The organism is Rathayibacter sp. AY1C9 (assembly GCF_002932315.1).
In the GTDB taxonomy this organism is placed as follows: domain Bacteria; phylum Actinomycetota; class Actinomycetes; order Actinomycetales; family Microbacteriaceae; genus Rathayibacter.
Genome location: NZ_PSVZ01000018.1, coordinates 39,836 through 65,101, shown reverse-complemented (window position 1 = coordinate 65,101; position 25,266 = coordinate 39,836). Strand labels below are relative to the sequence as shown.

Genomic DNA, 25,266 nt, shown 5'->3' with positions numbered 1-25,266 from the left:
ATCGTCCGCGCCGGGGCCGGCGCACGTCGCCCGACAGGAGGATGCCCGCCGTCCTGCGCCGCCGGTACAGTGACGGCATGAGTGACCTCCGCCTGGAAGAGCTGTCCGCCTCGAACATCTCCGCCGTGAACGGTCTGAGCCTCAAACCCGGCCAGGAGCAGTTCATCGCGCCGGTCTCCTACTCCGCCGCCGCCGCGGTGATCGACCCGGGCGCCTCCTGGCAGCGGGCCGTGATGGACGGCGACGAGCTGGTCGGCTTCATCCACGCGCACTTCGACCCGGAGGCGGCGGAGGAGTTCCGCAGCTGCATCTGGCGCATCAACATCGACGCGGCGAAGCAGGGCCGCGGCGTGGGCACCTTCGCCGTCCGCGCAACCGCCGACGAGGCGCGCGCCCGCGGCTTCGACACCCTCACGGTGATCTGGGAGTCCGGCGAGGACGGCCCGGAGCAGTTCTTCCGCTGGATCGGCTTCGAGGTCGTCGGCGAGACGCAGTACGGCGAGAACATCGGGGCGCTGACGCTCTGAGCGCGGCGCCGGAGGCAGCGGAGCCGGCCGACTTCGTCTCCGCCGTCCTCGAGGTGGTCGCCTCGATCCCGCCCGGCCGCGTGATGGCCTACGGCGAGATCGCCGCGGTCCTCGGCACGCGTGCGGCACGCGCGGTCGGCACGGTGATGGCCCGCTACGGCTCCGACACCGCCTGGTGGCGCGTCGTCCGCGCGGGAGGAGCGCCCCCGGTCGGCCACGAGGAGCGCGCCCGCCGGGAGTACGAGCGCGAGGGCACGCCCCTCGTCGTCACGCCGGGCGGCTGGCGCGTCGACGTGCGCAGCGCCCGCTGGCGCCCCTGAGCCGGGAGCGGCTCCGGGACGTGAGTCGCGAGCGGCAGCCGATCAGACGAGCGAGTCCCGCCAGGCCGCGTGCAGGGTGGCGAAGCGGCCCTCGCCGGCGATGAGCGCCTCCGGGGTGCCGTCCTCGACGATGCGGCCGTGCTCCATCACCAGCACCCGGTCGGCGATCGCGACCGTCGAGAGGCGGTGCGCGATGATGACCGCCGTGCGGTCCGCCAGGAGCGTCTGCAGGCCCTGCTGCACCAGGCGCTCGCTCGGGATGTCGAGGGAGGAGGTCGCCTCGTCCAGGATCAGCACCGCCGGGTCGGCCAGGAACGCGCGGGCGAACGAGATCAGCTGGCGCTGACCGGCCGAGACGCGGCCGCCGCGCTTGTTCACATCGGTGTCGTAGCCGTCCGGAAGCGCCTGGATGAACTCGTGCGCGCCGACCGCCTGCGCGGCCCGGACGATCTCGTCGTAGGACGCGGTCGGCCGCCCGATCGCGATGTTGTCGGCGACGGATCCGGAGAAGAGGTACGCCTCCTGGGTGACCATCACGATCGCGCGCCGCAGGTCCTTCGGGTGCAGCTGCCGCAGGTCCACGCCGTCGAGGGTCACCACGCCGTCGCTCGGGTCGTAGAAGCGCGAGATCAGCTTGGCGAGCGTCGTCTTGCCGGCGCCCGTGGACCCGACGAGGGCGATGGTCTGCCCGGCGGGGATGTCGAGGTCGAAGCGCGGCAGCACCTCGCGGTCGGCGGTGTAGGCGAAGCGGACGCCCTCGAAGCCGAGGCGGCCCCGCGCCTGCCGCAGGTCGACCGGGCGGGCCGGATCCGGGACGCTCGGCTCCTCGGCCAGCACGCCCGAGATCTTCTCGAGCGCGGCGGCCGCCGACTGGTAGGAGTTGTAGAACATCGCCATCTCCTGCACCGGGTCGAAGAAGCGCCGTGTGTAGAGCAGGACCGCCAGCAGCGCGCCGATCTCGAGCCCGCCGTCGAGCACGCGGACGCCGCCGATGAACAGCACCACGGCCACGGTGACGTTGCCGATCAGCACGAGCCCGGGGTCGAAGGTGCCGAACACCCCGAAGACGCGCTTGTAGGCCAGCCGGTACTGCTCGACGACCCCGCCGAACACGGACTCGTTGCGCTTCTGCGTGCGGAAGGTCTGCACGGCGCGGATGCCGGTCATCGACTCCACGAACTGCACGATCAGCCGCGACGAGGCGACGCGGGTACCGCGGAACAGCGCCTGCGACCGCTTCTGGAACCAGCGGGTGAGCAGCGCCAGCGGCACCAGGGCGCAGGCGAGCACGATGCCGCTCACGCCGTCCAGGGAGACGAGGGCGATCGCGACGAAGCCCATGTAGAGCGCACCCTGCACCAGCTGGTTGATGCCGGAGTCAAGCAGCTCGCGGATGGAGTCGAGGTCGCTGGTCTGGCGCGAGATGATCCGGCCGGAGGTGTAGTTCTCGTGGAACTCCAGGCTCAGCTTCTGGGTGTGCAGGAAGACCCGCTTGCGCAGGTCGATCAGGATCGCCTGGCTCACCCTCGCGGAGAGCACGGTGTACCAGGCGACCAGGAGCGCGCCGACGAGTCCGGTGAGGATGTAGGCTCCGACCGTGACCGCCAGCGGGACCGCGTTCCCCGCGAGGACCGCGGGCAGGCCGTTGTCGATGCCCGCCGCGATCAGCGCCGGTCCCGCGACCTGGGCAGCGGTCGCGACGACGACCACGACCGCGGTGAGCACCAGCCGCAGCCGGAGCGGCCGCAGCAGGGAGCCGAGCAGCCGCAGCGAGCGTCGGCGCAGAGCCGCCGACTCCGCTCTGCTGAGGTCGTCGCGCTCCTCGGAGGAACCGAGCGTGCTCATGATCGCGTCTCCTGGTGGGTCGTCGTGGGGCGGGAGCCGATGCGCTCGGTCCCGGCGGGCCGGGTCAGCTCGTCCTCCTCGAGGCTCGAGATGACGAAGCGGTAGTGCGGACTGCTCGCGAGCAGCTCGCTGTGGGTGCCGACCGCGGTGATGCGGCCCTCCTCCATCAGTGCCACGCGATCGGCGAGCGCCACCGTCGAGGGGCGGTGGGCGACGATGATCGCCGTGGTGTCGCCGAGCACGCGGCGCAGCCCCGCCTCGACGCGCGCCTCCGTGTCGACGTCGAGCGCCGAGAGCGGGTCGTCGAGGACCAGCACCGCCGGACGCGCGGCCACCGCGCGGGCGAGGGCCAGGCGCTGGCGCTGGCCGCCGGAGAGGCTCATCCCCTCCTCGCCCACCTTCGTGTCCAGGCCCTCGGGGAGGCGGTGGACGAAGTCGGCCTGCGCGATCTCGAGGGCCTCGAGCAGCTCCTCCTCGGTCGCGTCGGGTCGGCCGAGGAGGACGTTCTCGCGCACGCTCGTGGAGAAGAGGGTCGCGTCCTCGAACGCCATGCCGATGTGCGTGCGCAACTCGTCGCGGCGGAGCCGGCGGATGTCGACGCCGTCGAGCTCGATGGCTCCGCCGGTCACGTCGTAGAGGCGCGGGAGCAGCGCGGTGAGCGTCGTCTTCCCGGAGCCGGTGATGCCGACCAGTGCCATCGTCTCGCCCGGCTCGACCTCGAGGTCGACGCCGTCGAGGAGGTCGCGGTAGCGCTCGGGGGCGTCCTGGTAGCGGAAGTGGACGTCGCGGAAGCGCACCCGGCCGCGCGGCTCGAGGATCGTCTCGGGGTCCTCCGGGTCGGTGATGGTGTTCCGGCTGTCCATCACCTCGAAGTAGCGGTCGACCGCCGTGCGGGTGTCGAAGGTCATCGAGAGGAGGAAGCCGATCGACTCCACCGGCCAGCGCAGCACGGTCGCGGTGGCGAAGAAGGCGAACAGCTCGCCGACGCTCAGCTGGCCGGCCGCGGCGAGCCAGACCCCGCCGAGCAGGCAGAGCGCGAACGCGATGTCCGGCACCAGCAGCAGGACGAGCCAGATCCCGGCGATGGCGCGGGCCTTGTCGATCTCGGTGCCGCGGAGCTTCTCGGCCTGGCCGGCGAAGTTCTCCAGCGCGTGCTGGTGGCGGCCGAAGGCCTTCAGGACGCGGATGCCGTGCACCGACTGCTCGACGGTCGTGGCGAGGTCGCCCGCCTGGTCCTGGCTGCGGCGCGCGATGCTCGAGTAGCGCTTCTCGAACGCGAACCCGTAGATCCAGACCGGGATCGAGCACACGACGAAGAGCACGCCGAGGATCGGGTTCCAGTAGACGAGGACGCCGAAGCCGACGACGATCGTCAGCGCGTTGACCACGAGCAGGACGAAGCCGAAGGCGATCCAGCGGCGGATGAGGCTGAGGTCGCTCATCGCCCGCGACAGGAGCTGCCCGCTCTGCCAGCGGTCGTGGAACGAGACGGGGAGGTCCTGCAGGCGGCTGTAGAGCGCCGAGCGCATGCGCGCCTCGATCCGCGTGCTGGGGGTGAGGACCATCCGGCGCCGCAGCGCGATGGCACCGGCCTCGACGACGCCGAGCACGAGGATGACGGCGACCGGGCCGATCAGCGGCCCGAGGTCGCCGGAGCCGGCGGAGGCCGCCCCGTCCCCGAGCGGTCCGTCGACGAGCTGCTGCAGGACGATCGGGATGACCAGCGACACCAGGCTCGCCACGAGCGCGACCGCGATGCCGCCGACCAGCCGGGGCAGGGAGTCGCCGACGAAGGGGACGAGGCGCAGCAGGGTCTGCAGCGTGCTCGGACGCTTCTGCGCGGGGGCGCCGGGAGACGGGAGGGCGGGAGCGGACACGGCGGAGGGCTTTCGCGACGAGGGCGGAGCCTCCCCTGCCGGGTGGGCGGGGAGGCGGGAGGTACCACCGGGCCGGAGAGCTCCGGGCAGCCTTGAAGGCTATACCCGGGCTATGTGCTCCGTCCAGCGGCCGCCGCGATCCGGCGGTTCCCCCGCCTCCGCCGTCAGCGGACGCGGACCGAGAGGCAGGTGACGCAGCCCTCGAGCTTCTCGAATTCCGAGATGTCCACGGTCAGGACGCGGTAGCCCAGGCTCCGCAGCAGCTCGGCGCTCCGGGGAGCGGAGGCGGCCATCAGGAGTGTGTCGTCGTCGAGGACGACCACGTGGGCGCCCGCCTCCTCGGGCATCGGCAGGAAGAAGGGGAACAGGCGCGGCTCGTCGACGACCGGCTCCCAGCCGATGACCGTGCCGTCGGGCAGCGCGGTCACGGCGCTCTTGAGGTGCAGCACCTTGGTCAGCGGGACCGCGACGACGTCGTACCCGCGGGGGCGGAGGATCGCGCGCAGCTGGGCTACCCCCGCCGCGTCGGTCCGGCCTCCGCGGCCGACGTAGACCGTCGATCCCACCTTGAGGACGTCGCCGCCGTCGAGCGTGCCCGGCTCCTCGATGCGGTCGACCGTCAGGCCGAGGGCGCGGACGGCCTCCTCGGCGCCCTCCGTCTCTCCGCGGCGGGACTCCGCTCCGGACCGGGCGATCACGGCGTGGTCGCCGAAGACGACGACCGCGTCCTCGAGGAAGACGGAGTCGGCGAGTCCGGGCGCCGGTGCGGCCTCGACCGTCTCCCAGCCGGCCCGCTCGAGCAGGTCGACGTACGCCTCCCACTGCTGCTGGGCGCGCTGCTGGTCGACGGGGACGCGCTCGAGGTGGGTGAGCTCGCCCGCCGAGAGGTCGGCGGCCGGGGCCCGGACGATCGCGATGCGGCGGTCGGTGACGACGGCGGCCGGCGCGCCCGTGGTGCGGAGGCGGTTCCAGAGCGCGCGGCCGACGCTCGCCGCCGAGACGGTGAACGCGAGCAGGAAGACGAGGTTGAGTCCGGCGAAGGTCTGGAAGATGGAGGCCCAGACGGCGCCCGTGACGGCCTCGCCGGTGGCGCTGGCTTGGACGAGCGTGCCGAACACGGCTCCGACCACACCCGCGACGAGTCCCGCGAGGGCGGCGCTCCAGGTGCGTCCGAGCATCCCCGCGACGGCGAGGACGAGGACGACCACGAAGCCGAGCACGCTCGAGAGCAGGAAGTAGGCGTTGACCTGCGGGATGGAGCCGGGCTGCAGCTGGTTGCCGATGAAGAAGGCCAGCAGGTTGGCGAGGTGCGCCACGAGCGCGGTCGCCGCGGCGGCGAGCAGCGCGACGAGGATACGGCGGCCCGTCCCGGGCGCGCGGTCCCGGTTCGGGGCGATCGTGGTCGCGGCGGTCGGGGTGTCGGGAGTGGACGCGGGCGTCGAGTCGGAAGGCACCCGGTGACCCTACGGGCCCCCGCCCGCGCCCCGCCTGTCGATCCCCTAGCAGCCCCCTAAGAGCCGCCCACCGCACCGCAGAGCGGTTTCAGCGGGAATCGCGTGCCAAGCGATTCCCGTGACCGGCGACGCCCCCACTCCATGGAAAGCCTCACGTCGTGGCACCGACCACGCCCCGCCGCGCGAGGAGCGGCCGGGAAACCGCCCACCGCAAGGCAGAGCCGACTCAGCGGGAATCGCGTGCCAAGCGATTCACGCGGTCGGCGACGCTCCCCGCTCCACGGAACGCACACCGTCGCCGAGCCGACCGCGCCCCGCCGCGCAGGGAGCGGCGGGGAGATCGAACACCACTTCTTCCACCGAGTGACGGGCGCGGAGCGCCCGTCACTCAGTGGAAGAAGTGCCGCTCCCCCGTCGTGTACATCGTGACGCCGGCGCGGGCGGCCGCGTCGATGACCTCGGCGTCGCGGACGGAGCCGCCGGGCTGGACGACGGCCTTCACGCCGGCGGCGAGGAGCACCTCGAGGCCGTCGGCGAAGGGGAAGAACGCGTCGGAGGCGGCGACGGAGCCGGGGGCGCGGTCGCCGGCGCGGGTGACGGCGAGGTGGCAGGAGTCGACGCGGTTGACCTGGCCCATGCCGACGCCGACGGAGGCGCCGCCCTTGGCGAGGAGGATCGCGTTCGACTTGACGGCGCGGCAGGCCTTCCACGCGAACTCGAGGTCGAGCATCGTGTCGGCGTCGGCGGGCTCGCCGGCGACGAGCTGCCAGCCGGAGCTGACCTCGCCGGGGCCGCCGATGAAGCGGTCCGGCTCCTGCAGCAGCAGGCCGCCGGAGATCTGCTTGAACTCGCGCTCCACGGGGGCGTAGAAGTCGGGGAGCTGCAGCAGGCGCAGGTTCTTCTTGGTCTTCAGCACCTCGAGCGCCTCGGGCTCGAAGCCGGGGGCGACGAGCACCTCGGTGAAGATCTCCTTCACCGTCTCGGCCATGGCGAGGGTGACGGGCCGGTTCGCGGCGATGACGCCGCCGAAGGCCGACACCGGGTCGCACTCGTGGGCGCGGCGGTGGGCGGAGGCGATGGGGTCGATCGCCTTCGAGCTCGCGATCGCGATGCCGCACGGGTTCGCGTGCTTGATGATCGCGACGGCGGGCAGTACGAAGTCGTACGCCGCGCGGACGGCCGCGTCGGCGTCGACGTAGTTGTTGTAGGACATCTCCTTGCCGTGCAGCTGCGTCGCCTGCGCGATGCCGGTGCCGTCGGGCGAGACGTAGAGGGCCGCCTTCTGGTGCGAGTTCTCGCCGTAGCGGAGGACCTGCTGCAGGGTCCCGCGGATCTCGACCGAGCCCTCGACGCCCTCGGCCGCCTCCTGCCCGGCGAACCAGGCGGCGACGGCGGAGTCGTAGGAGGCGGTGTGCGCGAAGGCGCGGGCCGCCAGGGTGCGGCGCGCGGCGAGCGTCGTGCCGCCGTCGGCGAGGGCGGTCGCGATCCCGGAGTAGTCGGCCGGATCGACGACGATCGCGACGTTCGCGTGGTTCTTCGCGGAGGCGCGGACGAGGGCCGGGCCCCCGATGTCGATGTTCTCGACCACGGTCGCCGCGTCGGCGCCGCCGGCGACGGTCTCGCGGAACGGGTACAGGTTCACCACGACCAGCTCGAACGCGGCGATGTCGAGCTGCTCCAGCTGCTCGCGGTGCGAGGCGAGCCTCAGGTCGGCGAGGATGCCCGCGTGCACGGCCGGGTGCAGCGTCTTCACGCGGCCGTCGAGCGACTCCGGGAACCCGGTGACGGCCGAGACGTCGGTGACCTCGTGGCCGGCGCCGCGGAGGGTCGCTGCGGTCGAGCCGGTGGAGACGAGCTCGACGCCGGCCGCGGCGAGCGCCGCTCCGAGCTCGAGCAGGCCGGTCTTGTCGCTGACCGAGATCAGCGCCCGGCGGACGGGGACCCGGTCGCGGTCGTCGTAGCTGCTGGGGTCGTGGGCGGTGATGCTCATGCGCGGGCGAGCTCCTCGAGGTCGACGGTTCCGTGGGCGATGTCGAGCACCGTCTGCACCAGCAGGCGACGCTCGATGGTCTTGATGCGCTCGTGCAGCGCGTCCTCGCTCTCGCCGGGGAGCACGGCGAGGCTCTCCTGGGCGATGACGGGGCCCGTGTCGACGCCGGTGTCGATCACGTGCACGGTGACGCCGGTCTCGGTCGCGCCGGCGGCGAGGGCGTCGCGGACGGCGTGGGCGCCGGGGAAGAGGGGCAGCAGGGCGGGATGCGTGTTGATCATCCGCGGGCTGAGCGCGTCCACCACCACGGGCGGCAGGATGCGCATGAAGCCCGCGCAGACGACGAGGTCGGGCTCCCACTCCTGGATGCGCCCGAGCAGGGCGGCGCCCCACTCGTCGCGGGAGGAGAAGCCGCGCGGCGCGACCGTGAAGGCGGGGACTCCGCGCTCCTCGGCGTGGCGGAAGCCCTCGGCGTCGGTGTCGCTGCCGACCGCGACGATGCGGGCGGGGAAGCCCTCGTCGCCGGTGGCGTCCAGCAGGGCGCGGAGGTTCGATCCGCCGCCGGAGAGGAGCACGACCAACTTCAGCACTGCGCAAGTCTAGGGGGACGCCTCCGCCGGCGTCAGCCGCGTCGGCTGCGGCCCGCGGCGAGGCCCAGGCCCGCGGCCAGCGCGAGCTCGAGGGCGGCGACCGCCCCGACGACGAGCGGGTCCGGGCCCACCTGGGAGAGCCGCCCGGGCCCGGCGGCGCCCGCCGAGAACCAGGCGAGGAGCCCGAGCAGCAGGCCGCCGACCACGCCGATCCCGCCGGCCGCGGCGGCGCCCCAGCGCAGCAGCGAGCGTCCGTCGAGCGCCTCGATCACGCCGCGCCGCAGCCGCCATCCCGCGGCGAACCCGGCGAGCAGCGGCACGAGCAGCCCGAGGAATCCGAAGGCCGAGTCCCCTGCGGGCAGTGCGGCGAGGACCGGGATCGACGGGATCGGTCCGAGCAGCGTCCCGGCCGCGCTCACGGAGGAGCCGGTGCCGAGGGCGAAGCCCGGGCCGATCAGCCAGCTCGCCGCCCAGATCACCAGGTTCGGGAGGAACGCCAGCTGCCCGAGAGTGAGGGCCAGGCCGCCGAGCGCCTCGGCGCCCAGGCTCTCGTAGAGCGCGACGACCGAGGTGTAGTGCACGACCAGCAGCACGGCGACGAGCACCGCCGCGACTCCGACCACGCCGGCCGCGGCGAGCGCTCCCCCACGCAGCGACGCGAGGACGAGCCCGGGCCCTGGCGCGGGGACGCGGTCGAGCGCGGAGGCGGCCAGCTCGCCGAGGGGGTCGGCCTCGTCGCTGCGGGCGGAGTGGAGTGCTGCTCCGACGAGCACCCCCAGCGCGAAGACGAGCGGCGGCAGCAGCGTCCCCTGCAGGGGATCGACGGTGGCGGCCGGGTCCGCGGATCCGAGCGAGACCAGGAGCGCGATCGCCAGGTAGGTCGCGATCGCGACGAGGACGCCGATGGCCCGGAACGGCGACTCCTGGGCGCGGCGGCCGGTGCGCGCGCCGAGCAGCACGGTGAGGAGTGCGAACGCCAGCGGGGCGATTGTCACCGGGAAGGCGTCCGCACCTCCGGGCAGCGCGACGGCGAGGGCGGAGTCGGGGGCCAGAGCCGCCTGCAGGTCGGCCCCGTGGCCGAGCAGCCAGGCGTCGGCGGCTACTCGCCAGAACACGCCGAAGTCGACCGTCGTGTCGTACTGCACGGCCCAGAGGACGGTCAGCGGGACGAGCGGGATCGCGATCCCGATCAGCGCCGACAGCGCGGCGTCGAAGGCGGCGAGGAGGGCGACGGTGATCCGGTTCATGGGCCTGACGAGCCTAGCGGCGGCGCGCTCGGAGGCGGGTCAGGGGCGCGCCGCCCGGCCCTCTAGTGTCGGAGCCATGACGGGGACCTCGGACGCACGGACGGAGCGCGGCCTGGACCGCCTCGTGAACTTCTCGGACGCCGTCGTCGCCATCGCCATCACGTTCCTCGTCCTCCCCCTGGTCGACGTGGTCGAGGAGGGCCGCGCGGCCGATCTGGGGTCCCTCCTCACCGGGCACTACGGCACCCTCTCCGCCTTCTTCATCACGTTCGCCGTGATCGGGCGGCTCTGGGCGGTCCACCACTCCGTCTTCGAGGGCGTGGCCCGGTACTCGCCCGCGCTCGTCGTCGCGAACTTCGTCTGGCTGGCCGCGGTCGTCCTGCTCCCCTTCGCGGCGAACCTGATCTCGAACGTGCTCGACACCGACGGCAGCGTCATCGCGCTCTACATCGGCACGATGATCGCGGCGAGCGCGGCGACCCTCGCGATGCAGCTCATCGTGCGCCGCGATCCGGATCTCCTGGCCCCGGGGGCGGAGCCGCGGCGCTCCCTCTCGAGGTCGCTGATCGTGATCAGCGTCCTCCTCGCGGCCCTCGTGCTCGCCGTCGCCGTGCCGGCCGTCAACATGTTCGCGCTCCTGCTGCTCCTGCTCTCGGGTCCGATCGAGCGCCTGGTGCACCGCGGTCGCCCCGGAGGACGAGCGGCCCACCGCCGGACGGAGCGCGGGCTCGACCGGCTCGTCAACTTCTCGGACGCGACCGCCGCCATCGCCATCACCGTCCTCGTCCTGCCGCTGGTGCAGCTGGCTCCCGAGGTCGCCCGGGAGGGCGGCGGAGTCCCGGCGCTGCTCGCGGAGCACCTGGACTCGGTCCTCGCCTTCGCGCTCTCCTTCGCGGTCATCGCCGTCTTCTGGATCCCCCACCACCGCGTCTTCGAGATCGCCGGGGACTACGACGGCGCCCTGGTGTGGCTGGACCTGCTGTGGCTGGCCGCGCTGGCGTTCTTCCCGTTCTCGACGAGCGCGCTGGCACTGTTCCCGGATTCCCGGGCGACGATCGGGCTCTACATCGGCACGATGGCCGCGATGAGCGGGGCGCTGGTCCTGATCGAGCTGCGCCTCTCCCGGCACCCGGGGCTCAGGCGGCCCGGCGCAGGGCCCCTGCCGCTCGCGCCCGCCCTGCTGCCCTTCGCGCTGCTCCTCGTTGCACTGGCGCTGGCGCTGCTGATCCCGTCGGTCGGGCTCTGGTGGCTGCTCCTGCTCCTGCTGCAGCGGCCCGTCCGGGCACTGCTCGCGCGGCGCTGATCCTCAGGCGCCGGGCGTCCAGCCCAGCTGCGGGGCGATGCGCTCGGCGACGGCGCGCAGGATGCGCCGGTGCGACTCCACCCCGCCGACCGCCGGGAGCGTCACCGTGAGCGCGTCCGCCTCCGCGAGCGCCGGATCCGCGGCGAGCGATGCGACGATCCGCTCCGGGCTCCCGACATGGAGGGGGCTGAAGCGCATCGGGGCGGCGATGATCGACCGGTCGGCCGTGCGGGGGCGGCCCTCGTCGTCCATCCGCGCGAGGTAGCCCTCGATGAAGGGGCGGTGCGCCTCCTCGTCGGCGGCGTCGAGCAGCGGCAGCACGATGCGGCCCGCCGTCACCCTCGACGTGCGCCCCGGGTGCGCGGCGGTGAAGGCCTCGCGGTAGGCGCGGATCTGCACCGCCTGCTGCTCGGCGAACGGCAGGCCCGTCTCCTCGGTGTTGAGCGTGGACACCTGCAGGTGCATGCCCTGCTCGCCTGCCCGGACCGCGGAGGACACCGTTCCCGCCCCGTACCAGAGCCGGTCGGCGAGGCCGGGCGCGTGCGGCTGCTGAACCAGCGGAGCGCCGACCGGGACCGACATCAGGGCCGACTCCGCGACGCCGAGCACGGCGCCCGAGAGCGCCTCGCGGAGTCGCGCGATGCGCTCCTGCGCCTCCTCGCGGAAGTCGCGCTCGGCCTGCCCGAACACCCCGTCGAAGACGGAGGCGAGATGCGCGAAGCCGCTGCTGACGCCGAGGTCGAGGCGTCCGCCCGAGAGCAGGTCCACGGTCGCGGCGTCCTCGGCGAGGCGCACGGGCGACTCGTAGCGGGCGCCGATGACCGCGGTCCCGAGGCGGAGGCGGCGGGTCCGTTGGGAGGCGGCCGCGAAGAAGGTCATCGGAGACGCGAGGTAGCGCTCGAAGTGCCGCACGCGGACCCAGCCGGTGCCGTAGCCGAGCTCCTCGGCGAGCTCGAGCAGAGCGAGCCCGTCCTCGAGGCTCCGCGCGGCGTCGCCGGGCTGCTCGGGGCCCTCCGGGTACGGCACGAAGGTCAGCAGGTCGAGTCCGAGGCGGCGGGTCACTCTGCGACGCTACTCCGGCCGGACCCGCCCCGACGACGGAACGGACGGCGCCGCCCGCCGGAGCAGGGGCACCGTCCGTTCCGACGGTGGTGCGGGGAGGACGGGCGCTAGAGCGCCGCGTAGACCTCGCGGAGCAGGGCGGCCGTCTCGGACGGCGTCTTGCCGACCTTCACGCCCGCGGCCTCGAGGGCCTCCTTCTTGGCCTGCGCGGTCCCGGCGGAGCCGGAGACGATGGCGCCGGCGTGGCCCATCGTCTTGCCCTCGGGGGCGGTGAAGCCCGCGACGTAGCCGACGACGGGCTTCGTGACGTTCGCCTTGATGAAGTCCGCGGCGCGCTCCTCGGCGTCGCCGCCGATCTCGCCGATCATCACGATCGCCTTCGTCTCGGGGTCGGCCTCGAACGCGGCGAGCGCGTCGATGTGCGTCGTGCCGATGATCGGGTCGCCGCCGATGCCGATGGCGGTCGAGAAGCCGAGGTCGCGCAGCTCGTACATCATCTGGTAGGTCAGGGTGCCCGACTTCGAGACGAGGCCGATCGGGCCCTTGCCGGTGATCGTCGCGGGGGTGATGCCCACGAGCGACTCGCCCGGCGTGATGATGCCGGGGCAGTTGGGGCCGATGATCCGCGTCTTGTTCCCCTTCTCCTGCGCGTACGCCCAGAACTCCGCGGAGTCCTGCACCGGGATGCCCTCGGTGATGACGACGAGGAGGCCGATCTCGGCGTCGATCGCCTCGATGACGGCGTCCTTCGAGAAGGCGGGCGGCACGAACGCGATGGAGACGTCGGCGCCGGTGGCCTCCATCGCCTCCTTCACGGTGCCGAAGACGGGGAGCTCGACGTCGCCGTGGGTGACGGTCGTGCCGGCCTTGCGGGCGTTGACGCCGCCGACCACGTTCGTGCCGGCCTTGAGCATCAGCGCGGTGTGCTTGGTGCCCTCGCCGCCGGTGATGCCCTGGACGATGACCTTGGAGTCCTTGGTGAGGAAGATCGACATGCTTGTTCTCTGATTCCTTGAGTCGTCGGGTCCGTTACGCGGCGGCGAGTTCGGCGGCCTTGTCGGCGCCCTCGTCCATGGTCGCGGCGAGCGTGATGAGCGGGTTGGCGGCGGCCTGGAGGATCGCGCGGCCCTCCTCGACCTTGTTGCCGTCGAGGCGGACGACGAGCGGCTTCGTGGCCGAGTCGCCGAGGATCTCGAGCGCCTGGAGGATGCCGTTGGCGACCGCGTCGCACGCGGTGATACCGCCGAAGACGTTGACGAAGACGCTCTTGACCTGCTCGTCGCCGAGGATCACGTCGAGGCCGTTCGCCATCACCTGGGCGGAGGCTCCGCCGCCGATGTCGAGGAAGTTGGCCGGCTTCACGCCGTTGTGCCTCTCTCCGGCGTAGGCGACGACGTCGAGCGTCGACATGACCAGGCCCGCGCCGTTGCCGATGATGCCGACCTCGCCGTCGAGCTTCACGTAGTTGAGGTCGTTCTCCTTGGCCTTCGCCTCGAGCGGGTCGGCGGCGTCCTTGTCCTCGAGCGCGGCGTGGTCCGCGTGGCGGAAGCCGGCGTTCTCGTCGAGCGAGACCTTGCCGTCGAGCGCGACGATGTCGCCCTCCTCGGTGAGCACGAGCGGGTTCACCTCGACGAGCGTGGCGTCCTCGCCGGTGTAGACGTCGTAGAGCTTCACCAGGACGGGCGCGACCTTGGCGATCAGCTCCTCCGGGAACTTCGCCGCGCGGGCGATCTCCTCGGCCTTGGCCTGGTCGATGCCCTGGCCGGGGACGACCTCGACGCGCGCGAGGGCGTCGGGGCGCTCGACGGCGAGCTGCTCGATCTCCATGCCGCCCTCGTAGGAGGTGAGCGAGAGGTAGGAGCGGTTGGCCCGGTCCAGCAGCACCGAGAAGTAGAACTCGCGGTCGATGCGCGCACCGCCGGCGACCATGACGCGCTTGACGACGTGGCCCTTGATGTCGAGGCCGAGGATCGACTGCGCCGCGGCGAAAGCGTCCTCGGGGGTCTTCGCGACCTTCACGCCGCCCGCCTTGCCGCGGCCGCCGATCTTGACCTGCGCCTTGACGACGGTGACGCCGCCCAGCTTCTCCGCCGCGGCGCGCACCTCCTCCGGCGTGTCGGCGACGATGCCCGGGAGCACGGGGACGCCGTACTTCTCGAACAGATCACGGGCCTGGTATTCGAAGAGATCCACGCTGCATTCCCATTCCGCGCCGAGCGCGCTTGCGTTTCGAGTTCGAGGTGGCCCGGACGACGCCGGAGTCTCGGCACTGTCCCTGGGCCGCGCCGAGTCTACTCCGCACCCGCCGCGGGCTTCCCGTGCGGTCGCTCCGCGCCCGCCGGACGCCCGCCGGGGGTCACCGGCCCCTCCTCCGCCCGCCGCTCCCGCGTAGCGTGGAGCCATGTCGTCGGCCACCCGCACCCCGGACGTCTTCCGCGAGGGCGTGTTCCTGCTGGCGGGGGCGCGCGCGATCCTCCTCCAGATCGCGCACCCGGCGGTCGGGCAGGGCGTCGCCGACCACTCCGACTTCGTGCACCGGGCCGTGAACCGCCTGCACGGGACGCTCTCCTACCTCTACGTCCTGCACTACGGCACTCCCGAGGACGTCCGCGCCGTCCGCCGCCGCGTGAACAGGGCGCACGTGCCCGTGCGCGGCCCCGGCTACACGGCCTTCGACCCGGAGCTGCAGCGCTGGGTCGCGGCGACGCTCACCCAGTCGATGCTGCAGCTCTACGAGGGCGCCTTCGGCGCGCTGAGCGAGGAGGAGGCGGACGACATCGTGCGCCGCTCCGTCGTCGTCGGCGCGGCCCTGCAGATGCCCGCGGACCTCTGGCCCGACTCCCGCACCGCGTTCGACGCCTACTGGGAGCGGGAGCTGGAGCGCCTCGAGGTCACGCCCGCGGCCCGCCGGGTCGCCCACGACCTGCTGGGCCCGAGCATCGCCGCCTGGTACCTGCGCCCGCTCGGCCCCTACCTCCGCCTGATCACCGCCGGCCTGCTCCCGGCTGCGCTCCGCGAGCCCTTCGGCTTCCACTGGACCGCACGGCAGGAGGCGCGGTTCGAGCAGGCGCTCTCGCGCACCTTCGCCGTCTACCGCCTGCTGCCCGCGATCGTGAGGACGGCGCCCAGCCGCTACTACCTCGCCCGGGTCCGACGCGACGCTCAGAAGCCGGCCACGACCTCCCAGCCCGCGTAGGCGGCGAGCTCCAGCCCGAGCGCCTGCGCGGCCGCACGCGCCTCGTCGATCCCGCGCTCGTCGCGCACGTCGACGGTGACCGGCACGCTGTCGCCGAACCCCGCGATCTCGACCCGCGCGCTCGTCGGACCGCTGTAGAGCGGGACGTGCGCGTCCGCGGTCCGCGCGCCGACCACTCGCGAGCCGGTCGCCTCCGCAATCACCGCGAGGGCGAACGGAGCCGTCACCACCGCATCCGTGTAGAGCGTCGCCTCGCCGCGCATCGCGCCTCCCGTCGTCCGACCCGCGGAACCGGGCCGCAGCAGTCCGACTGTAGGCAGCCGCCCGCGCCTCCCGCACCCCCTTCCGCTCGGCGCCGGGATGCGCACTCCCCGCCCGTCCGTGCTGAACATCCGGTGCGGATCGCTCGACGCGGCCGCCCGGCGGATCTACGGTGAAGCACCCGGCATCCGCCGCGGCGGTCAACGACGACTGGAGCCTTGATGAGCATCACCGAACCCCGCACGGCCGAGGCCCCCGCCGCTCCCCCGCCCGCCGCCGGCTTCGGCACCCTCTCCGTCGCGGCCATCCTGGCGGAGGCGGCGCGGCGCACCCCTGACACGATCGCCATCCGCGTCGGCGAGCAGGCCGTCGACTACGCGACCCTCTGGCGGCAGACCCGTGCCTACGCCGGAGCCCTGCGCGCCCAGGGGATCGGACCGGGCGACCGCGTGGCCCTGCTGGTCCCGAACGTCCCCGACTTCCCCCGCGGCTACTTCGCCGTCCTCGCGCTCGGCGCCGTGGTGGTCCCGGTGCACGCCCTGCTCAAGCACGACGAGATCGCCTATGTTCTGCGCGACTCCGGAGCCGTCGCGCTCGTGTGCGCCGCTCCGCTGCTCGCCGAGGGGGCCGCCGGAGCGGACCTCGCCGGCGTCCCTGTGCTGAGCGTGATGGTGCCCGACGGCACCGGCTCGCCCCTCCCGCGCCTGGAGGACCTCGCCGCGGAGGCGACCCCGATCGACGGCTACGTGCCCCGCTCCCCCTCCGACACGGCGACGATCCTCTACACCAGCGGCACCACCGGCCGCCCGAAAGGGGCGGAGGGGACGCACTTCGCGATCGTCTCGCAGTCGGACGTGCTGCTGATGAACACGTTCGACCTGCACCGCGGCGACGTGGTGCTCGGGGCGCTGCCGCTCTTCCACACCTTCGGGCAGGTCTGCGCGATGAACACGGCCTTCCGCACCGCCGCGACGGTCGTCCTGGTGCCGAAGTTCGACGGCGACGCCGCGCTCGAGGCGATGATCGCCCACGGCTGCACGGTCTTCGAGGGCGTGCCCACGATGTACGTCGCCCTGCTCGACGCCGCGACCCGGCGCGAGGACCGGCCGCCGCTGCGCTACGCGGTCTCGGGAGGCGCCGCCCTGCCCGTCGCCGTGATCGAGCGCTTCCGCGAGGTGTTCGGCGTCGAGATCTACGAGGGCTACGGGCTCACCGAGACCTCCCCGGTCGCCACCTTCAACCACGTCGGAGTCCCGCCGCGGCCGGGCACGGTCGGCACGCCGATCTGGGGCGTCGAGGTCGAGGTCGCCCGCCCCGACGTGACCGACCGAGTCGAGCTGCTCCCCCGGGGCGAGCTCGGCGAGATCGTGGTGCGCGGGCACAACCTGATGAAGGGGTACCTCGGCAACCCGGCGGCGACCGCGGAGGCGGTGATCGACGGCTGGTTCCGCACCGGCGACCTGGGCACGAAGGACGAGGAGGACTACATCCGCATCCTCGACCGCACGAAGGACATGATCATCCGCAACGGCTACAACGTGTACCCGCGCGAGGTCGAGGAGGTGCTGATCGGGCACCCGGCCGTGCAGAACGCGGCGGTCTTCGGGATCCCGGACGAGCGCCACGGCCAGGAGGTGATGGCCGCGGTGATCCTCGCCCCGTCGGCGACCGCCACCGCGGAGGAGCTGATCGCCTACGCGAACGAGCATCTCGCCGCCTTCAAGTTCCCCCGCCGCGTCGAGTTCGTCGACGCCCTTCCGCTCGGGCCCAGCGGCAAGATCCTCAAGCGGGAGCTCGTCGCGCGCTACGCCGGCTGACCCCTTCCGCGAGATGCCACTCGGGTGAGCCCGCCACGGCGTGCCTCCCACTCGAGTGGAATCTCGCGGAAGGCGACCAGAGGGCACACGGGAAGGGACGGACGTCAGCCGAGCAGGGACCAGACGGTCCCGGCGAAGACGGTGCCGACGGCGGCGCCCGCGAGGACCTGGGCGGGGGTGTGCGCGCCGAGGCGCACCCGCGACCAGAGCACCCAGAGGACGATGGGCACGCTGATCAGCAGGGAGAGCGGTCCGTAGGCGATCAGCACGACGACGGCGCAGGTGGCGACCACCGCCGCGTGCCCGGACAGCTTCCAGACCAGGTTGACCACGCCGACGGCGAGCACCACGGCCACCGTCACCACGCCGAACGTGGTCACCGCGGCAGGAGCGCCGAGCACGGCGAGCAGTACCAGGCCGGCCGCGATCGACACCAGCGCCAGCGCGATCGGCAGCGCCCGCTCGCGCCGGTCGGGCACGTGATGGTCGCCGTGGATCCGGCCGGTGCGCCTCAGCAGGCGGATGACGAGGTAGGGCACCACGCCGACGAAGAGCGCCGCGAGCGCTCCCCAGGCGACGCCGAGCAGGGGCGGATCCGCGACGCGCGCGCCGACCACGACCGGCACGAGCACCGCGAGGACCGCCGGGGAGAACACCTCCGTCGCGAGCCGCGCGGCCGCCGATCCGGCCGCCACCGGACTAGATCTTCTCGATCGGCGCGACCTTGATCAGCAGCTTCTTCGCGCCCACCTGGTCGAAGAGCACGTGCGCGACGCGCTTCGAGCCCTCGCCCGTCACCGCGTTCACGCGCCCCTCACCGAAGTCGGTGTGCCGGATGCGGTCGCCCGCGATCAGCTCGAGGTCGCCGTTGTCGCGCACCATGCCGGTGATCCGGTTCGGGAACTCGCCCTTGGCCTTCGGCGCCGCGGCGAGCGCCTCCCGGAACTCGGTGTTCGATCGCGACTTGCCGAAGCCGGGCCGCTGAGCGTTCAGGGCCCGGGGCTGCGTGCCGCCGCGCGAGGTCGCCGCGCCGGGCGACTGGCGCCACTGGATCAGCTCTCCCGGGATCTCCTGCAGGAACCGGCTCGGCATCGCGACCGACGTCTCGCCGTACTGCGCGCGGGTCATCGCGAGCGAGAGGTAGAGGCGCTTGCGGGCCCGGGTGATCCCCACGTAGAACAGCCGCCGCTCCTCGGCCGGGCCGCCGGGCTCGTTCGCCGAGATGCGGTGCGGGAGCAGGTCCTCCTCGATGCCGGTGAGGAACACGGCGTCGTACTCGAGGCCCTTCGCCGTGTGCAGCGTCATCAGCGAGACGGTGCCGGAGTCGTCGTCGAGGTCGTCGGCCGCGGCGACCAGCGAGACCTCGGTGAGGAAGTCCACGAGCCCGCCGTCCGGGTTGTTGCGCGCGAACTCCTTGGTGACGGCGATGAGCTCGTCGACGTTCTCGGCGCGGGCCTCGTCCTGCGGGTCGCGGCTGGCGCGGAGCATGTCGAGGTAGCCGCTGCGGGTGAGGAGCGCCGTCAGCACCTCGTGCACCTTCGCCTCGCCGCCCTCCCGTGCGGGGTCGAGCATCAGCGCGCACTCGTCGAGGAGGGTCGCGAGGTCGACGATCGCCTTCGTCACCTTCGGGCCCATCCCGAGCGAGCCGGCGTTGCGCATCGCCTCCCGCAGGGTCACCGCGTTGGTGTCGGCGAACGACTGCAGCTGCGCCTCCGTCGCGGGGCCGATGCCCCGCTTCGGAGTGTTCATGATGCGCCGCAGCGCCAGCACGTCGGCCGGGTTCGCCACCGTGATCAGGTACGCCAGTGCGTCCTTGATCTCGGCGCGCTCGTAAAACTTCGTGCCGCCCAGGATCCGGTAGGGCAGCGCGGAGCGGATGAAGATCTCCTCCAGCGCGCGGGTCTGCGCGTTGGTGCGGTAGAAGACCGCGATCTCGTCGTAGCCGGTGCCCGCCGCGTGCAGGCGGGCGATCTCGTCGACCACGAACTGCGCCTCGTCGTGACCCGAGTACCCGGTGTAGCCGACGATCTTCTCCCCGTCGCCGCTGGAGGACCAGAGGTTCTTCGCGCGACGGTCGAAGTTGTTCGAGATGACGGCGTTGGCCGCCGAGAGGATGTTCTGCGTCGAGCGGTAGTTCTGCTCGAGCAGGATCACGCGGCAGCCCGGGAAGTCGCGCTCGAACTCGACGATGTTGCGGATGTCGGCGCCGCGGAACGCGTAGATGGACTGGTCCGAGTCGCCGACGACGGTGAGCGAGGCCCCCGGGATGGAGCCGTCGGCCGTGACCGGTCCGCGGTAGGGGCGGTCGAACTGCGCCGCGGCCATCGTCGCCGGCGGCACGGGCCGGGTCAGCTCGTGGATCAGCGAGTACTGGGCGTGGTTCGTGTCCTGGTACTCGTCGACCAGCACGTGGCGGAAGCGCCGCTGGTACTTCGCGGCGACGTGCGGGAAGGCGCGGAAGAGGTAGACGGTCTGCGCGATCAGGTCGTCGAAGTCGAACGCGTTCGCCCCCTCGAGCGCCCGCGAGTAGGCCCGGAAGACCTGGAGGAACATCTCCTCGTTCGGGTCGCTGAGGTTCGCGGTGCGGGCGTAGGAGTCGACGTCGGCGAGCTCGTTCTTGAGCTTGGAGATCTTCGCGGAGGCGCTCGCGACGGTGATCCCGAGCGAGTCGGCCTCGAGGTCCTTCACGATGCGCTTGAGCAGGGCGCGCTGATCGCCCGAGTCGTAGATCGTGAACGACTTGGTCATGCCGAAGTTCTCGGCCTCGCGGCGCAGGATCCGCACGCACGCGGAGTGGAAGGTCGAGATCCACATCCCCTCGGCGCTCTGCCCCACCAGCTTCTCGACGCGCTCGCGCATCTCGGCCGCGGCCTTGTTGGTGAACGTGATCGCGAGGATCTGGCTCGGCCAGGCCTCGCCGTTGCCCAGGAGGCTCGCGATGCGCCGGGTGAGGACGCTGGTCTTGCCCGAGCCCGCACCCGCGACGATGAGCAGCGCGTCTCCGCGGTACTCGACCGCCTCGCGCTGCTGGGGGTTCAGCCCCGCGACGAGCTGCTCGTGCGCCGGGTCGGTGCGGGGCGCGTCCCCGGGGCCGCCGGGGGGGCCGACGATGACCGGGGTGGCGCGGGAGTCGCTCGGATCGAAGAGGAAGCTCATGTCCCTCCGAGTGTAGATCGCCCCTCCGACACCGGGAGCGGTCAGGCGGTCCGCTGACGCGGCGCGGGCGAGGTGAGTGCCCCACCGACGTCCAGTCCGCGCCACGCGAGGGAGAAGCCGAGCACGGCGAGCGCCGACGTCGACACCGCCAGGAGCTGCAGGAGCGCGAAGGCGGTGAGGTCCTTCGTGTCGTCGGGGTAGTACTGGATGCCCTGGACGGCGAGAGCCGCGAGCAGCAGCACCACGATCACCGAGCACACCAGGAGCAACCGGTTCACCCCGCGCCGCGCGGGCCTCTTCGGCGCTCGGCCCACCTGGGCCCTGGTGGTCAGCCACGCGCAGGCGGCGGAGGCGGAGGCGAGCGCGACGAGGTCGGCCCCGAGGACGTCGCTCGCCCGGTGCCAGGAGGCGGCCATCGTCAGGTTGCCGACCAGCACCACGACCGCGCCGCCCAGCGCGAGCACGACGGTCCGCGCGCGCCCGGGGACGACCATCGCCAGGGCGAAGACCACCGAGACGGCCGCCGCGGTGTGCCCACTCGGGAAGCTGCCGCCGGTGTACCAGGAGTCGGTGTCGACCAGCTCGGGCCGCTCGAGGACCACGTTCTTGAGCAGCTGGGTGAGCCCGGCCGTGACGACGATCGAGCCGACGGAGGCGACGGCGAGCGCCGGGCGCCTCCGGATCAGCGCGATCGCCGCGACGAGCAGGGCGCCGACGACCATGGAGAGCGGGGTGACGTCCGCGAGCGCCCCCGCGGCGGCGCCGGTGGCGCGGCCGAAGACGAGGTCGGCGCCCCGGAGCCCCGAGTTCTCGACGCCCTGGCCCTGAGGGGTGAGCACGGCGAGCCAGTAGACGACGGCGACGCCGATCACGGCGAGGACGGCGGTGGTGATCCAGCGGCGGGTGATGCGCTCTCGGGTGGACACGGGGCCTCCTCTCGAGGGTCGGGCGGGCGGTGGTGAGCCGATGATGCCAGCGCAGCCTCCGCGTCCGCTCGGCACGCGCCGGAGGAGCGCCCGATCACGATCCGGGTTCAGCCGCGGAGCAGGCGCTCCTGCTCGGCCGCCCGCGCCTCGATCGCCAGATCGGGCTGGTCGGCGAAGACGCCGTCCACTCCCGAGCGGAGGATCATCGCGAACTCCTCCTGCCAGCCGCCGTACTCCGCCGGGTCCTTCCCGCGGCGGTGCACCTTCTCGAGGAACCGGTTCTCGGCGCGCAGCGTCCAGCAGTAGACCTCGAGCCCGGCCGCGTGCGCGTCCTCGACGAGCGGACCGGTCCCCGTCGCCCGGCCGGCCGCGTCCCGCGAGAAGAGCATGCTCTTGTCGACGCTGATCCCGTCGACGGCTCCGGCGAGGTTCCGCAGTCCCGCCGGCGTGGTGAAGGCGGAGTAGGGGGCCGCGTCGGCGCCGTGGGCGGCCACGAGGTCGGGCGGGGCGCCGCGCGACTCGAGCAGGTAGATCCGGCGGGCGCCGACTCCGCTCACCGCGAGCCGCTCCAGAACGGTCTTCTCGAAGCTCTCGATCGTGAGCCGCGGGTCGCGCGGACCCCAGCCCGCGGCGGCGAGCTCCTCGCGCAGCAGCACGTCCAGCGGCAGCCCGATCCCGGCGAAGTACGTCGCGTGCTTGATCTCGGCGACGAGCCCCGGCGGAGCGAGCGGATCGTCCTCCGCCGCCCGGTCCAGCAGCGCCAGCAGCTCCCTGAAGCGCAGCAGCGGGAACTGCCCGTCGAACGTGGCGCTGGAGCCGCGCACCGCCGGCAGCCGCTCGCGGGCCCGCAGCTCCGACAGCTCGTCCCAGGTGAAGTCCTCGGTGAACCAGCCGGTGATCTCGCGGCCGTCGATCCGCTTGGTGGTGCGGCGCGCAGCGAACTCCGGGCGCTTCTCGACGTCCGTCGTGCCGGAGATCTCGTTCTCGTGGCGGAGGACGAGCACGCCGTCGCGGGTCGCCACCAGATCGGGCTCGAGCGCATCGGCGCCCAGCGCGATCGCCAGCTCGTAGGCGGAGCGGGTGTGCTCCGGTCGGTAGCCGCTCGCTCCGCGGTGGCCGATGACGAGCGGTGACTGACGCGCGGGCATGCCGCGATCCTACGGGCGGCACTGCGCGGCTCGCAGCGGAGTCGAGGTCCGCTCGAAGAGAACAGCCAGACTCTGAGAGGTGCTCTCAGATATGGTGGTGTCCATCGTCGCAGTCCTCTCGGATCCGCGGCGCACCCCGCACCCACAGCGACTCAGATCCGCGAGTTCCCTCGGAGACCAGCGCACCTGAGAGAAGAGGAACCATGGCAAGCAACAATCCGGCCTTCGGACGCCCGGAGTTCAGCAACCGCGGCTACGCCGGCCGCGTGCAGGACCTCCCGGACGTCTCCCCCGGCACGCTCGACCAGATGTACTCCCGTCCGGCCGCCGGCTCCGTCGAGACCGACCGGATGACGGTCGAGGACACCCTCGCCAAGACCGCCCTCGCCTTCGTCGTGCTCCTCGCGGGTGCGGCCGTCGGCTGGTTCGTCCCGGACCTGATGCTCCCCGCCGTGCTCGTCGCGCTGGTGCTGGGCATCGTCAACGCCTTCAAGAAGCAGCCGTCGCCGGCCCTGATCCTCGGCTACGCCGCGACCCAGGGCATCGCGGTCGGTGCGATCTCGAAGTTCTTCGAGAGCGCGTACGCCGGAGCGGTCGTCCAGGCCCTCATGGCGACCGTCATCGTGATCGGCGTCACCCTGGCGCTGTTCATGAACGGCAAGATCCGCACCTCGCCGAAGCTCAACAAGATCTTCTTCATCGGCATGATCAGCTACGCGGTGTTCTCGCTGGTGAACCTGGGCCTCGGCCTCTTCGGCGTCGGCGGCGGCTTCGGTCTCCGCACCGGCTTCATCGGCATCGTGATCGGCCTCATCGCCGTCGCGCTCGCCACGTACTCGCTCGTGATGGACTTCGAGTTCATCCAGCAGGGCGTGCGCAACCGCCTCCCCCGCATCTACGGCTGGACCGGCGCCTACGGCATCCTGGTCACCGTCGTCTGGATGTACCTGGAGATCCTGCGCCTCGTCGCGATCTTCCGTGAGTAGCACGGCGCACCACGTCCGACGGGCGCTCGACCTCCGGGTCGGGCGCCCGTCGTCGTTCCCGGCCCCAGCGCCGTTCCCGGTGCACTGCCGGGAGCGCCTGGCACGATGGAGGGATGAGCGCCGCAGACTCCCGGATCGTCGGCCTCGACGTCGCACGCGGCCTGGCCGTCCTCGGCATGTTCGCCGCCCACCTCGCCCCGGTCGAGAGCGAGATGCTCTGGAACGGCCGCAGCTCCGTCCTCTTCGCCGTGCTGGCTGGAGTGTCGATCGGGCTGATGACGGGCGGAGCACAGCGCTCCTCGCGGCCCTGGCACGACACGGGATCGATCCTGCTCCGCGGGCTGTACCTGCTCGTCATCGGCGTCGCCCTCACCCTGCTCGGGACGCCGATCGCGGTGATCCTGCCGCACTACGGGGTGATGTTCCTCGTCGCGGCGCTGCTGCTCTTTCTGCCGCGGGCGGTCCTCGCTGTGCTGGTCGCGGCCGCGGCGATCGCCGGGCCCCTCGCGGTCGACGCGCTGACCAGCGCCGGCGGCTCCTGGCTCTCGACCCTGTCGCCCGACGAGGCGCTCCTGGCCGCGCAGCCCCTCATCTGGTTCACCCAGTACTACCCGGTGCCGTCGTGGCTGGCGTACGTGGTGCTCGGCCTCCTGATCGCGCGCTGCGACGTCCGGTCCGCGACCACCCAGCGCTGGGTCGTCGTCGGCGGCGCCGTCTCGGCCGTGCTCGGCTACGGCGGCGGGCGGCTGCTCGGGGGTCCGGAGGCGGTGGAGGCGCACGCCAGCACCACCGCCGAGCTCCTCGGGGCGGGCGGGGTCGCCTGCGTGGTCCTCGGCGCGCTGACGGCTCTGCTGCAGCGGCTGCCGCTCCTGGCACGGGCGGCGACTCCGATCGCGGCCGTCGGTGCGATGCCGCTGACGATCTACTCGCTGCAGCTCGTGGCGCTGGCGGTGTACCTGGTCCCGTACGAGCCGTTCGACTTCGAGGCGTGGCGCAGCTGGACGCTGCTCGGCGTCTTCGTGGTCGGCTCGATCGTCGCCGCTCTCCTCTGGAGGCGGCTCGTGGGGCAGGGCCCGCTGGAGTGGCTGCTCGCGCGCGCGTCGCTGCGGCCTCGGGGTCCGCGCGCGGCGCTGGGTTAGGGTGGCCGGATGATCACGCGTCGCGAGGCCGCTCAGCGCCTCGACATCCCCCTCGAGATGGCGACGCGGCACGGCATCCCCACCCGTCTGTCGGAGGAGGAGCTCGCCGCCCTCGAGCAGGATCCGCCCGCCTGGCTCGTCCAGTCGCGCGCGAACCGCACCGGCAGGCGTCCCGTGTGGGTGATCCTCGACTGCGCCGTCTGCGGCCGCTCCGAGGCCGCCCGCCCGAAGAAGTGGTGGCCCGAGTTCACGTTCCTCGTCTGCGAGGACCACTCCCCCGCCTCCTGGCCGTACCACCCCGAGGGCCACCGCCGCGACGAGTACGACGGCATCGGCACCCGCTTCATCGGCGTGCTCGACACCCCCGCCTGACCTGCGCTCGCGAGCCTGCCGCCTCCGCCTGCACCACGGCCCCCGGACCA

22 protein-coding genes are annotated in these 25,266 nt (G+C 72.7%); 8 read left to right on the top strand and 14 right to left on the bottom strand.

Translation table 11 applies throughout. From position 1 onward, the window contains the following. Window positions 1–77 precede the first annotated feature (77 nt). Window positions 78–527, top strand: a complete 450-nt coding sequence (locus tag C5D09_RS12495; RefSeq protein WP_104224946.1) for a GNAT family N-acetyltransferase — start codon at window positions 78–80, stop codon at window positions 525–527. Beyond that, window positions 524–847 (top strand): MGMT family protein, encoded by a 324-nt coding sequence (locus tag C5D09_RS12490; RefSeq protein WP_104238475.1) that lies wholly within the window; start codon window positions 524–526, stop codon window positions 845–847. Before C5D09_RS12495 ends, C5D09_RS12490 begins: the two co-directional genes overlap by 4 nt. A 42-nt stretch (window positions 848–889) precedes the next feature. Here C5D09_RS12490 and C5D09_RS12485 read toward each other — a convergent pair whose 3' ends face one another. The 6 genes from C5D09_RS12485 to C5D09_RS12460 all read right to left on the bottom strand — a co-directional run bounded on the left by C5D09_RS12485 (window position 890) and on the right by C5D09_RS12460 (window position 9,850). After that, window positions 890–2,692 carry an ABC transporter ATP-binding protein gene (locus C5D09_RS12485; RefSeq protein WP_104258297.1) on the bottom strand — a complete coding sequence of 601 codons (1,803 nt, stop codon included), beginning with the start codon at window positions 2,690–2,692 and terminating at the stop codon, window positions 890–892. Then, window positions 2,689–4,569, bottom strand: a complete 1,881-nt coding sequence (locus C5D09_RS12480) for an ABC transporter ATP-binding protein (protein WP_104227288.1) — start codon at window positions 4,567–4,569, stop codon at window positions 2,689–2,691. Before C5D09_RS12480 ends, C5D09_RS12485 begins: the two co-directional genes overlap by 4 nt. Window positions 4,570–4,733: 164 nt before the next feature. Beyond that, window positions 4,734–6,023, bottom strand: a complete 1,290-nt coding sequence (gene ddaH / locus C5D09_RS17955) for a dimethylargininase (protein WP_308471887.1) — start codon at window positions 6,021–6,023, stop codon at window positions 4,734–4,736. Window positions 6,024–6,411: 388 nt separating this feature from the next. After that, window positions 6,412–8,013 (bottom strand): bifunctional phosphoribosylaminoimidazolecarboxamide formyltransferase/IMP cyclohydrolase, encoded by a 1,602-nt coding sequence (gene purH, locus C5D09_RS12470; RefSeq protein WP_104238472.1) that lies wholly within the window; start codon window positions 8,011–8,013, stop codon window positions 6,412–6,414. Beyond that, window positions 8,010–8,603, bottom strand: a complete 594-nt coding sequence (purN, locus tag C5D09_RS12465; RefSeq protein WP_104269428.1) for a phosphoribosylglycinamide formyltransferase — start codon at window positions 8,601–8,603, stop codon at window positions 8,010–8,012. Before purN ends, purH begins: the two co-directional genes overlap by 4 nt. Window positions 8,604–8,635: 32 nt before the next feature. After that, window positions 8,636–9,850 (bottom strand): DUF6350 family protein, encoded by a 1,215-nt coding sequence (locus tag C5D09_RS12460; RefSeq protein ID WP_104269427.1) that lies wholly within the window; start codon window positions 9,848–9,850, stop codon window positions 8,636–8,638. A gap of 76 nt (window positions 9,851–9,926) precedes the next feature. Here C5D09_RS12460 and C5D09_RS12455 point away from each other — a divergent pair, with 76 nt between their 5' ends. Then, entirely contained in the window at window positions 9,927–11,153 is a 1,227-nt protein-coding gene (locus C5D09_RS12455; protein ID WP_181135045.1) for a TMEM175 family protein, read from the top strand. Between the two features lie 3 nt (window positions 11,154–11,156). Here the strand turns inward: C5D09_RS12455 and C5D09_RS12450 are convergent, their stop codons facing one another. The 3 genes from C5D09_RS12450 to sucC form a co-directional block, all read right to left on the bottom strand. Next, window positions 11,157–12,215 (bottom strand): LLM class flavin-dependent oxidoreductase, encoded by a 1,059-nt coding sequence (locus tag C5D09_RS12450; RefSeq protein ID WP_104269425.1) that lies wholly within the window; start codon window positions 12,213–12,215, stop codon window positions 11,157–11,159. A 107-nt stretch (window positions 12,216–12,322) separates the two neighbouring features. Beyond that, window positions 12,323–13,210 carry a succinate--CoA ligase subunit alpha gene (gene sucD, locus C5D09_RS12445; RefSeq protein ID WP_104224929.1) on the bottom strand — a complete coding sequence of 296 codons (888 nt, stop codon included), beginning with the start codon at window positions 13,208–13,210 and terminating at the stop codon, window positions 12,323–12,325. 34 nt (window positions 13,211–13,244) lie between these two features. Beyond that, complete coding sequence (gene sucC / locus C5D09_RS12440; RefSeq protein WP_104224928.1) at window positions 13,245–14,408, bottom strand: ADP-forming succinate--CoA ligase subunit beta; 1,164 nt, start codon at window positions 14,406–14,408, stop codon at window positions 13,245–13,247. A 208-nt stretch (window positions 14,409–14,616) separates the two neighbouring features. Between sucC and C5D09_RS12435 the strand changes: the two genes are divergently transcribed. Then, window positions 14,617–15,411, top strand: coding sequence for an oxygenase MpaB family protein (locus C5D09_RS12435; RefSeq protein ID WP_104269424.1), 795 nt, complete (start codon window positions 14,617–14,619; stop codon window positions 15,409–15,411). On the opposite strand, the gene C5D09_RS12430 is transcribed toward C5D09_RS12435, so the two are convergent. Next, on the bottom strand, window positions 15,378–15,674 hold the full coding sequence (locus tag C5D09_RS12430; protein WP_104224926.1) for a hypothetical protein: 297 nt from the start codon (window positions 15,672–15,674) through the stop codon (window positions 15,378–15,380). The genes C5D09_RS12435 and C5D09_RS12430 overlap by 34 nt on opposite strands. A gap of 219 nt (window positions 15,675–15,893) precedes the next feature. On the opposite strand from C5D09_RS12430, the gene C5D09_RS12425 reads away from it, so the two are divergent. Then, window positions 15,894–17,489 (top strand): long-chain fatty acid--CoA ligase, encoded by a 1,596-nt coding sequence (locus tag C5D09_RS12425; RefSeq protein WP_104227298.1) that lies wholly within the window; start codon window positions 15,894–15,896, stop codon window positions 17,487–17,489. A 104-nt stretch (window positions 17,490–17,593) separates the two neighbouring features. Here C5D09_RS12425 and C5D09_RS12420 read toward each other — a convergent pair whose 3' ends face one another. The 4 genes from C5D09_RS12420 to C5D09_RS12405 all read right to left on the bottom strand — a co-directional run bounded on the left by C5D09_RS12420 (window position 17,594) and on the right by C5D09_RS12405 (window position 22,719). Further along, window positions 17,594–18,184: a phosphatase PAP2 family protein gene (locus tag C5D09_RS12420; RefSeq protein ID WP_104269423.1), complete on the bottom strand. Its 591-nt coding sequence runs from the start codon at window positions 18,182–18,184 to the stop codon at window positions 17,594–17,596. Window positions 18,185–18,188: 4 nt separating this feature from the next. Beyond that, complete coding sequence (locus C5D09_RS12415; protein ID WP_104261607.1) at window positions 18,189–20,645, bottom strand: ATP-dependent helicase; 2,457 nt, start codon at window positions 20,643–20,645, stop codon at window positions 18,189–18,191. A 41-nt stretch (window positions 20,646–20,686) separates the two neighbouring features. Next, entirely contained in the window at window positions 20,687–21,571 is an 885-nt protein-coding gene (locus C5D09_RS12410; RefSeq protein WP_104261606.1) for a phosphatase PAP2 family protein, read from the bottom strand. Window positions 21,572–21,678: 107 nt separating this feature from the next. Beyond that, on the bottom strand, window positions 21,679–22,719 hold the full coding sequence (locus C5D09_RS12405) for a glycerophosphodiester phosphodiesterase family protein (protein ID WP_104269422.1): 1,041 nt from the start codon (window positions 22,717–22,719) through the stop codon (window positions 21,679–21,681). A gap of 203 nt (window positions 22,720–22,922) precedes the next feature. On the opposite strand from C5D09_RS12405, the gene C5D09_RS12400 reads away from it, so the two are divergent. The 3 genes from C5D09_RS12400 to C5D09_RS12390 all read left to right on the top strand — a co-directional run bounded on the left by C5D09_RS12400 (window position 22,923) and on the right by C5D09_RS12390 (window position 25,216). After that, window positions 22,923–23,705 (top strand): Bax inhibitor-1/YccA family protein, encoded by a 783-nt coding sequence (locus tag C5D09_RS12400; RefSeq protein WP_104263479.1) that lies wholly within the window; start codon window positions 22,923–22,925, stop codon window positions 23,703–23,705. Between the two features lie 113 nt (window positions 23,706–23,818). Then, entirely contained in the window at window positions 23,819–24,844 is a 1,026-nt protein-coding gene (locus tag C5D09_RS12395; RefSeq protein WP_104269421.1) for a DUF418 domain-containing protein, read from the top strand. A 9-nt stretch (window positions 24,845–24,853) separates the two neighbouring features. Further along, complete coding sequence (locus C5D09_RS12390; protein ID WP_104269420.1) at window positions 24,854–25,216, top strand: hypothetical protein; 363 nt, start codon at window positions 24,854–24,856, stop codon at window positions 25,214–25,216. Window positions 25,217–25,266: the final 50 nt, after the last annotated feature.

Excerpts from the sequence above, each read along its gene's own strand:
- C5D09_RS12495 (WP_104224946.1), top strand. The coding sequence starts at position 78 with ATGAGTGACCTCCGCCTGGAAGAGCTGTCCGCCTCGAACATCTCCGCC.
- C5D09_RS12485 (WP_104258297.1), bottom strand. The coding sequence starts at position 2,692 with ATGAGCACGCTCGGTTCCTCCGAGGAGCGCGACGACCTCAGCAGAGCG.
- purH (WP_104238472.1), bottom strand. The coding sequence starts at position 8,013 with ATGAGCATCACCGCCCACGACCCCAGCAGCTACGACGACCGCGACCGG.
- C5D09_RS12460 (WP_104269427.1), bottom strand. The coding sequence starts at position 9,850 with ATGAACCGGATCACCGTCGCCCTCCTCGCCGCCTTCGACGCCGCGCTG.
- C5D09_RS12455 (WP_181135045.1), top strand. The coding sequence starts at position 9,927 with ATGACGGGGACCTCGGACGCACGGACGGAGCGCGGCCTGGACCGCCTC.
- sucD (WP_104224929.1), bottom strand. The coding sequence starts at position 13,210 with ATGTCGATCTTCCTCACCAAGGACTCCAAGGTCATCGTCCAGGGCATC.
- C5D09_RS12435 (WP_104269424.1), top strand. The coding sequence starts at position 14,617 with ATGTCGTCGGCCACCCGCACCCCGGACGTCTTCCGCGAGGGCGTGTTC.
- C5D09_RS12430 (WP_104224926.1), bottom strand. The coding sequence starts at position 15,674 with ATGCGCGGCGAGGCGACGCTCTACACGGATGCGGTGGTGACGGCTCCG.
- C5D09_RS12425 (WP_104227298.1), top strand. The coding sequence starts at position 15,894 with ATGAGCATCACCGAACCCCGCACGGCCGAGGCCCCCGCCGCTCCCCCG.
- C5D09_RS12415 (WP_104261607.1), bottom strand. The coding sequence starts at position 20,645 with ATGAGCTTCCTCTTCGATCCGAGCGACTCCCGCGCCACCCCGGTCATC.
- C5D09_RS12405 (WP_104269422.1), bottom strand. The coding sequence starts at position 22,719 with ATGCCCGCGCGTCAGTCACCGCTCGTCATCGGCCACCGCGGAGCGAGC.
- C5D09_RS12400 (WP_104263479.1), top strand. The coding sequence starts at position 22,923 with ATGGCAAGCAACAATCCGGCCTTCGGACGCCCGGAGTTCAGCAACCGC.
- C5D09_RS12395 (WP_104269421.1), top strand. The coding sequence starts at position 23,819 with ATGAGCGCCGCAGACTCCCGGATCGTCGGCCTCGACGTCGCACGCGGC.
- C5D09_RS12390 (WP_104269420.1), top strand. The coding sequence starts at position 24,854 with ATGATCACGCGTCGCGAGGCCGCTCAGCGCCTCGACATCCCCCTCGAG.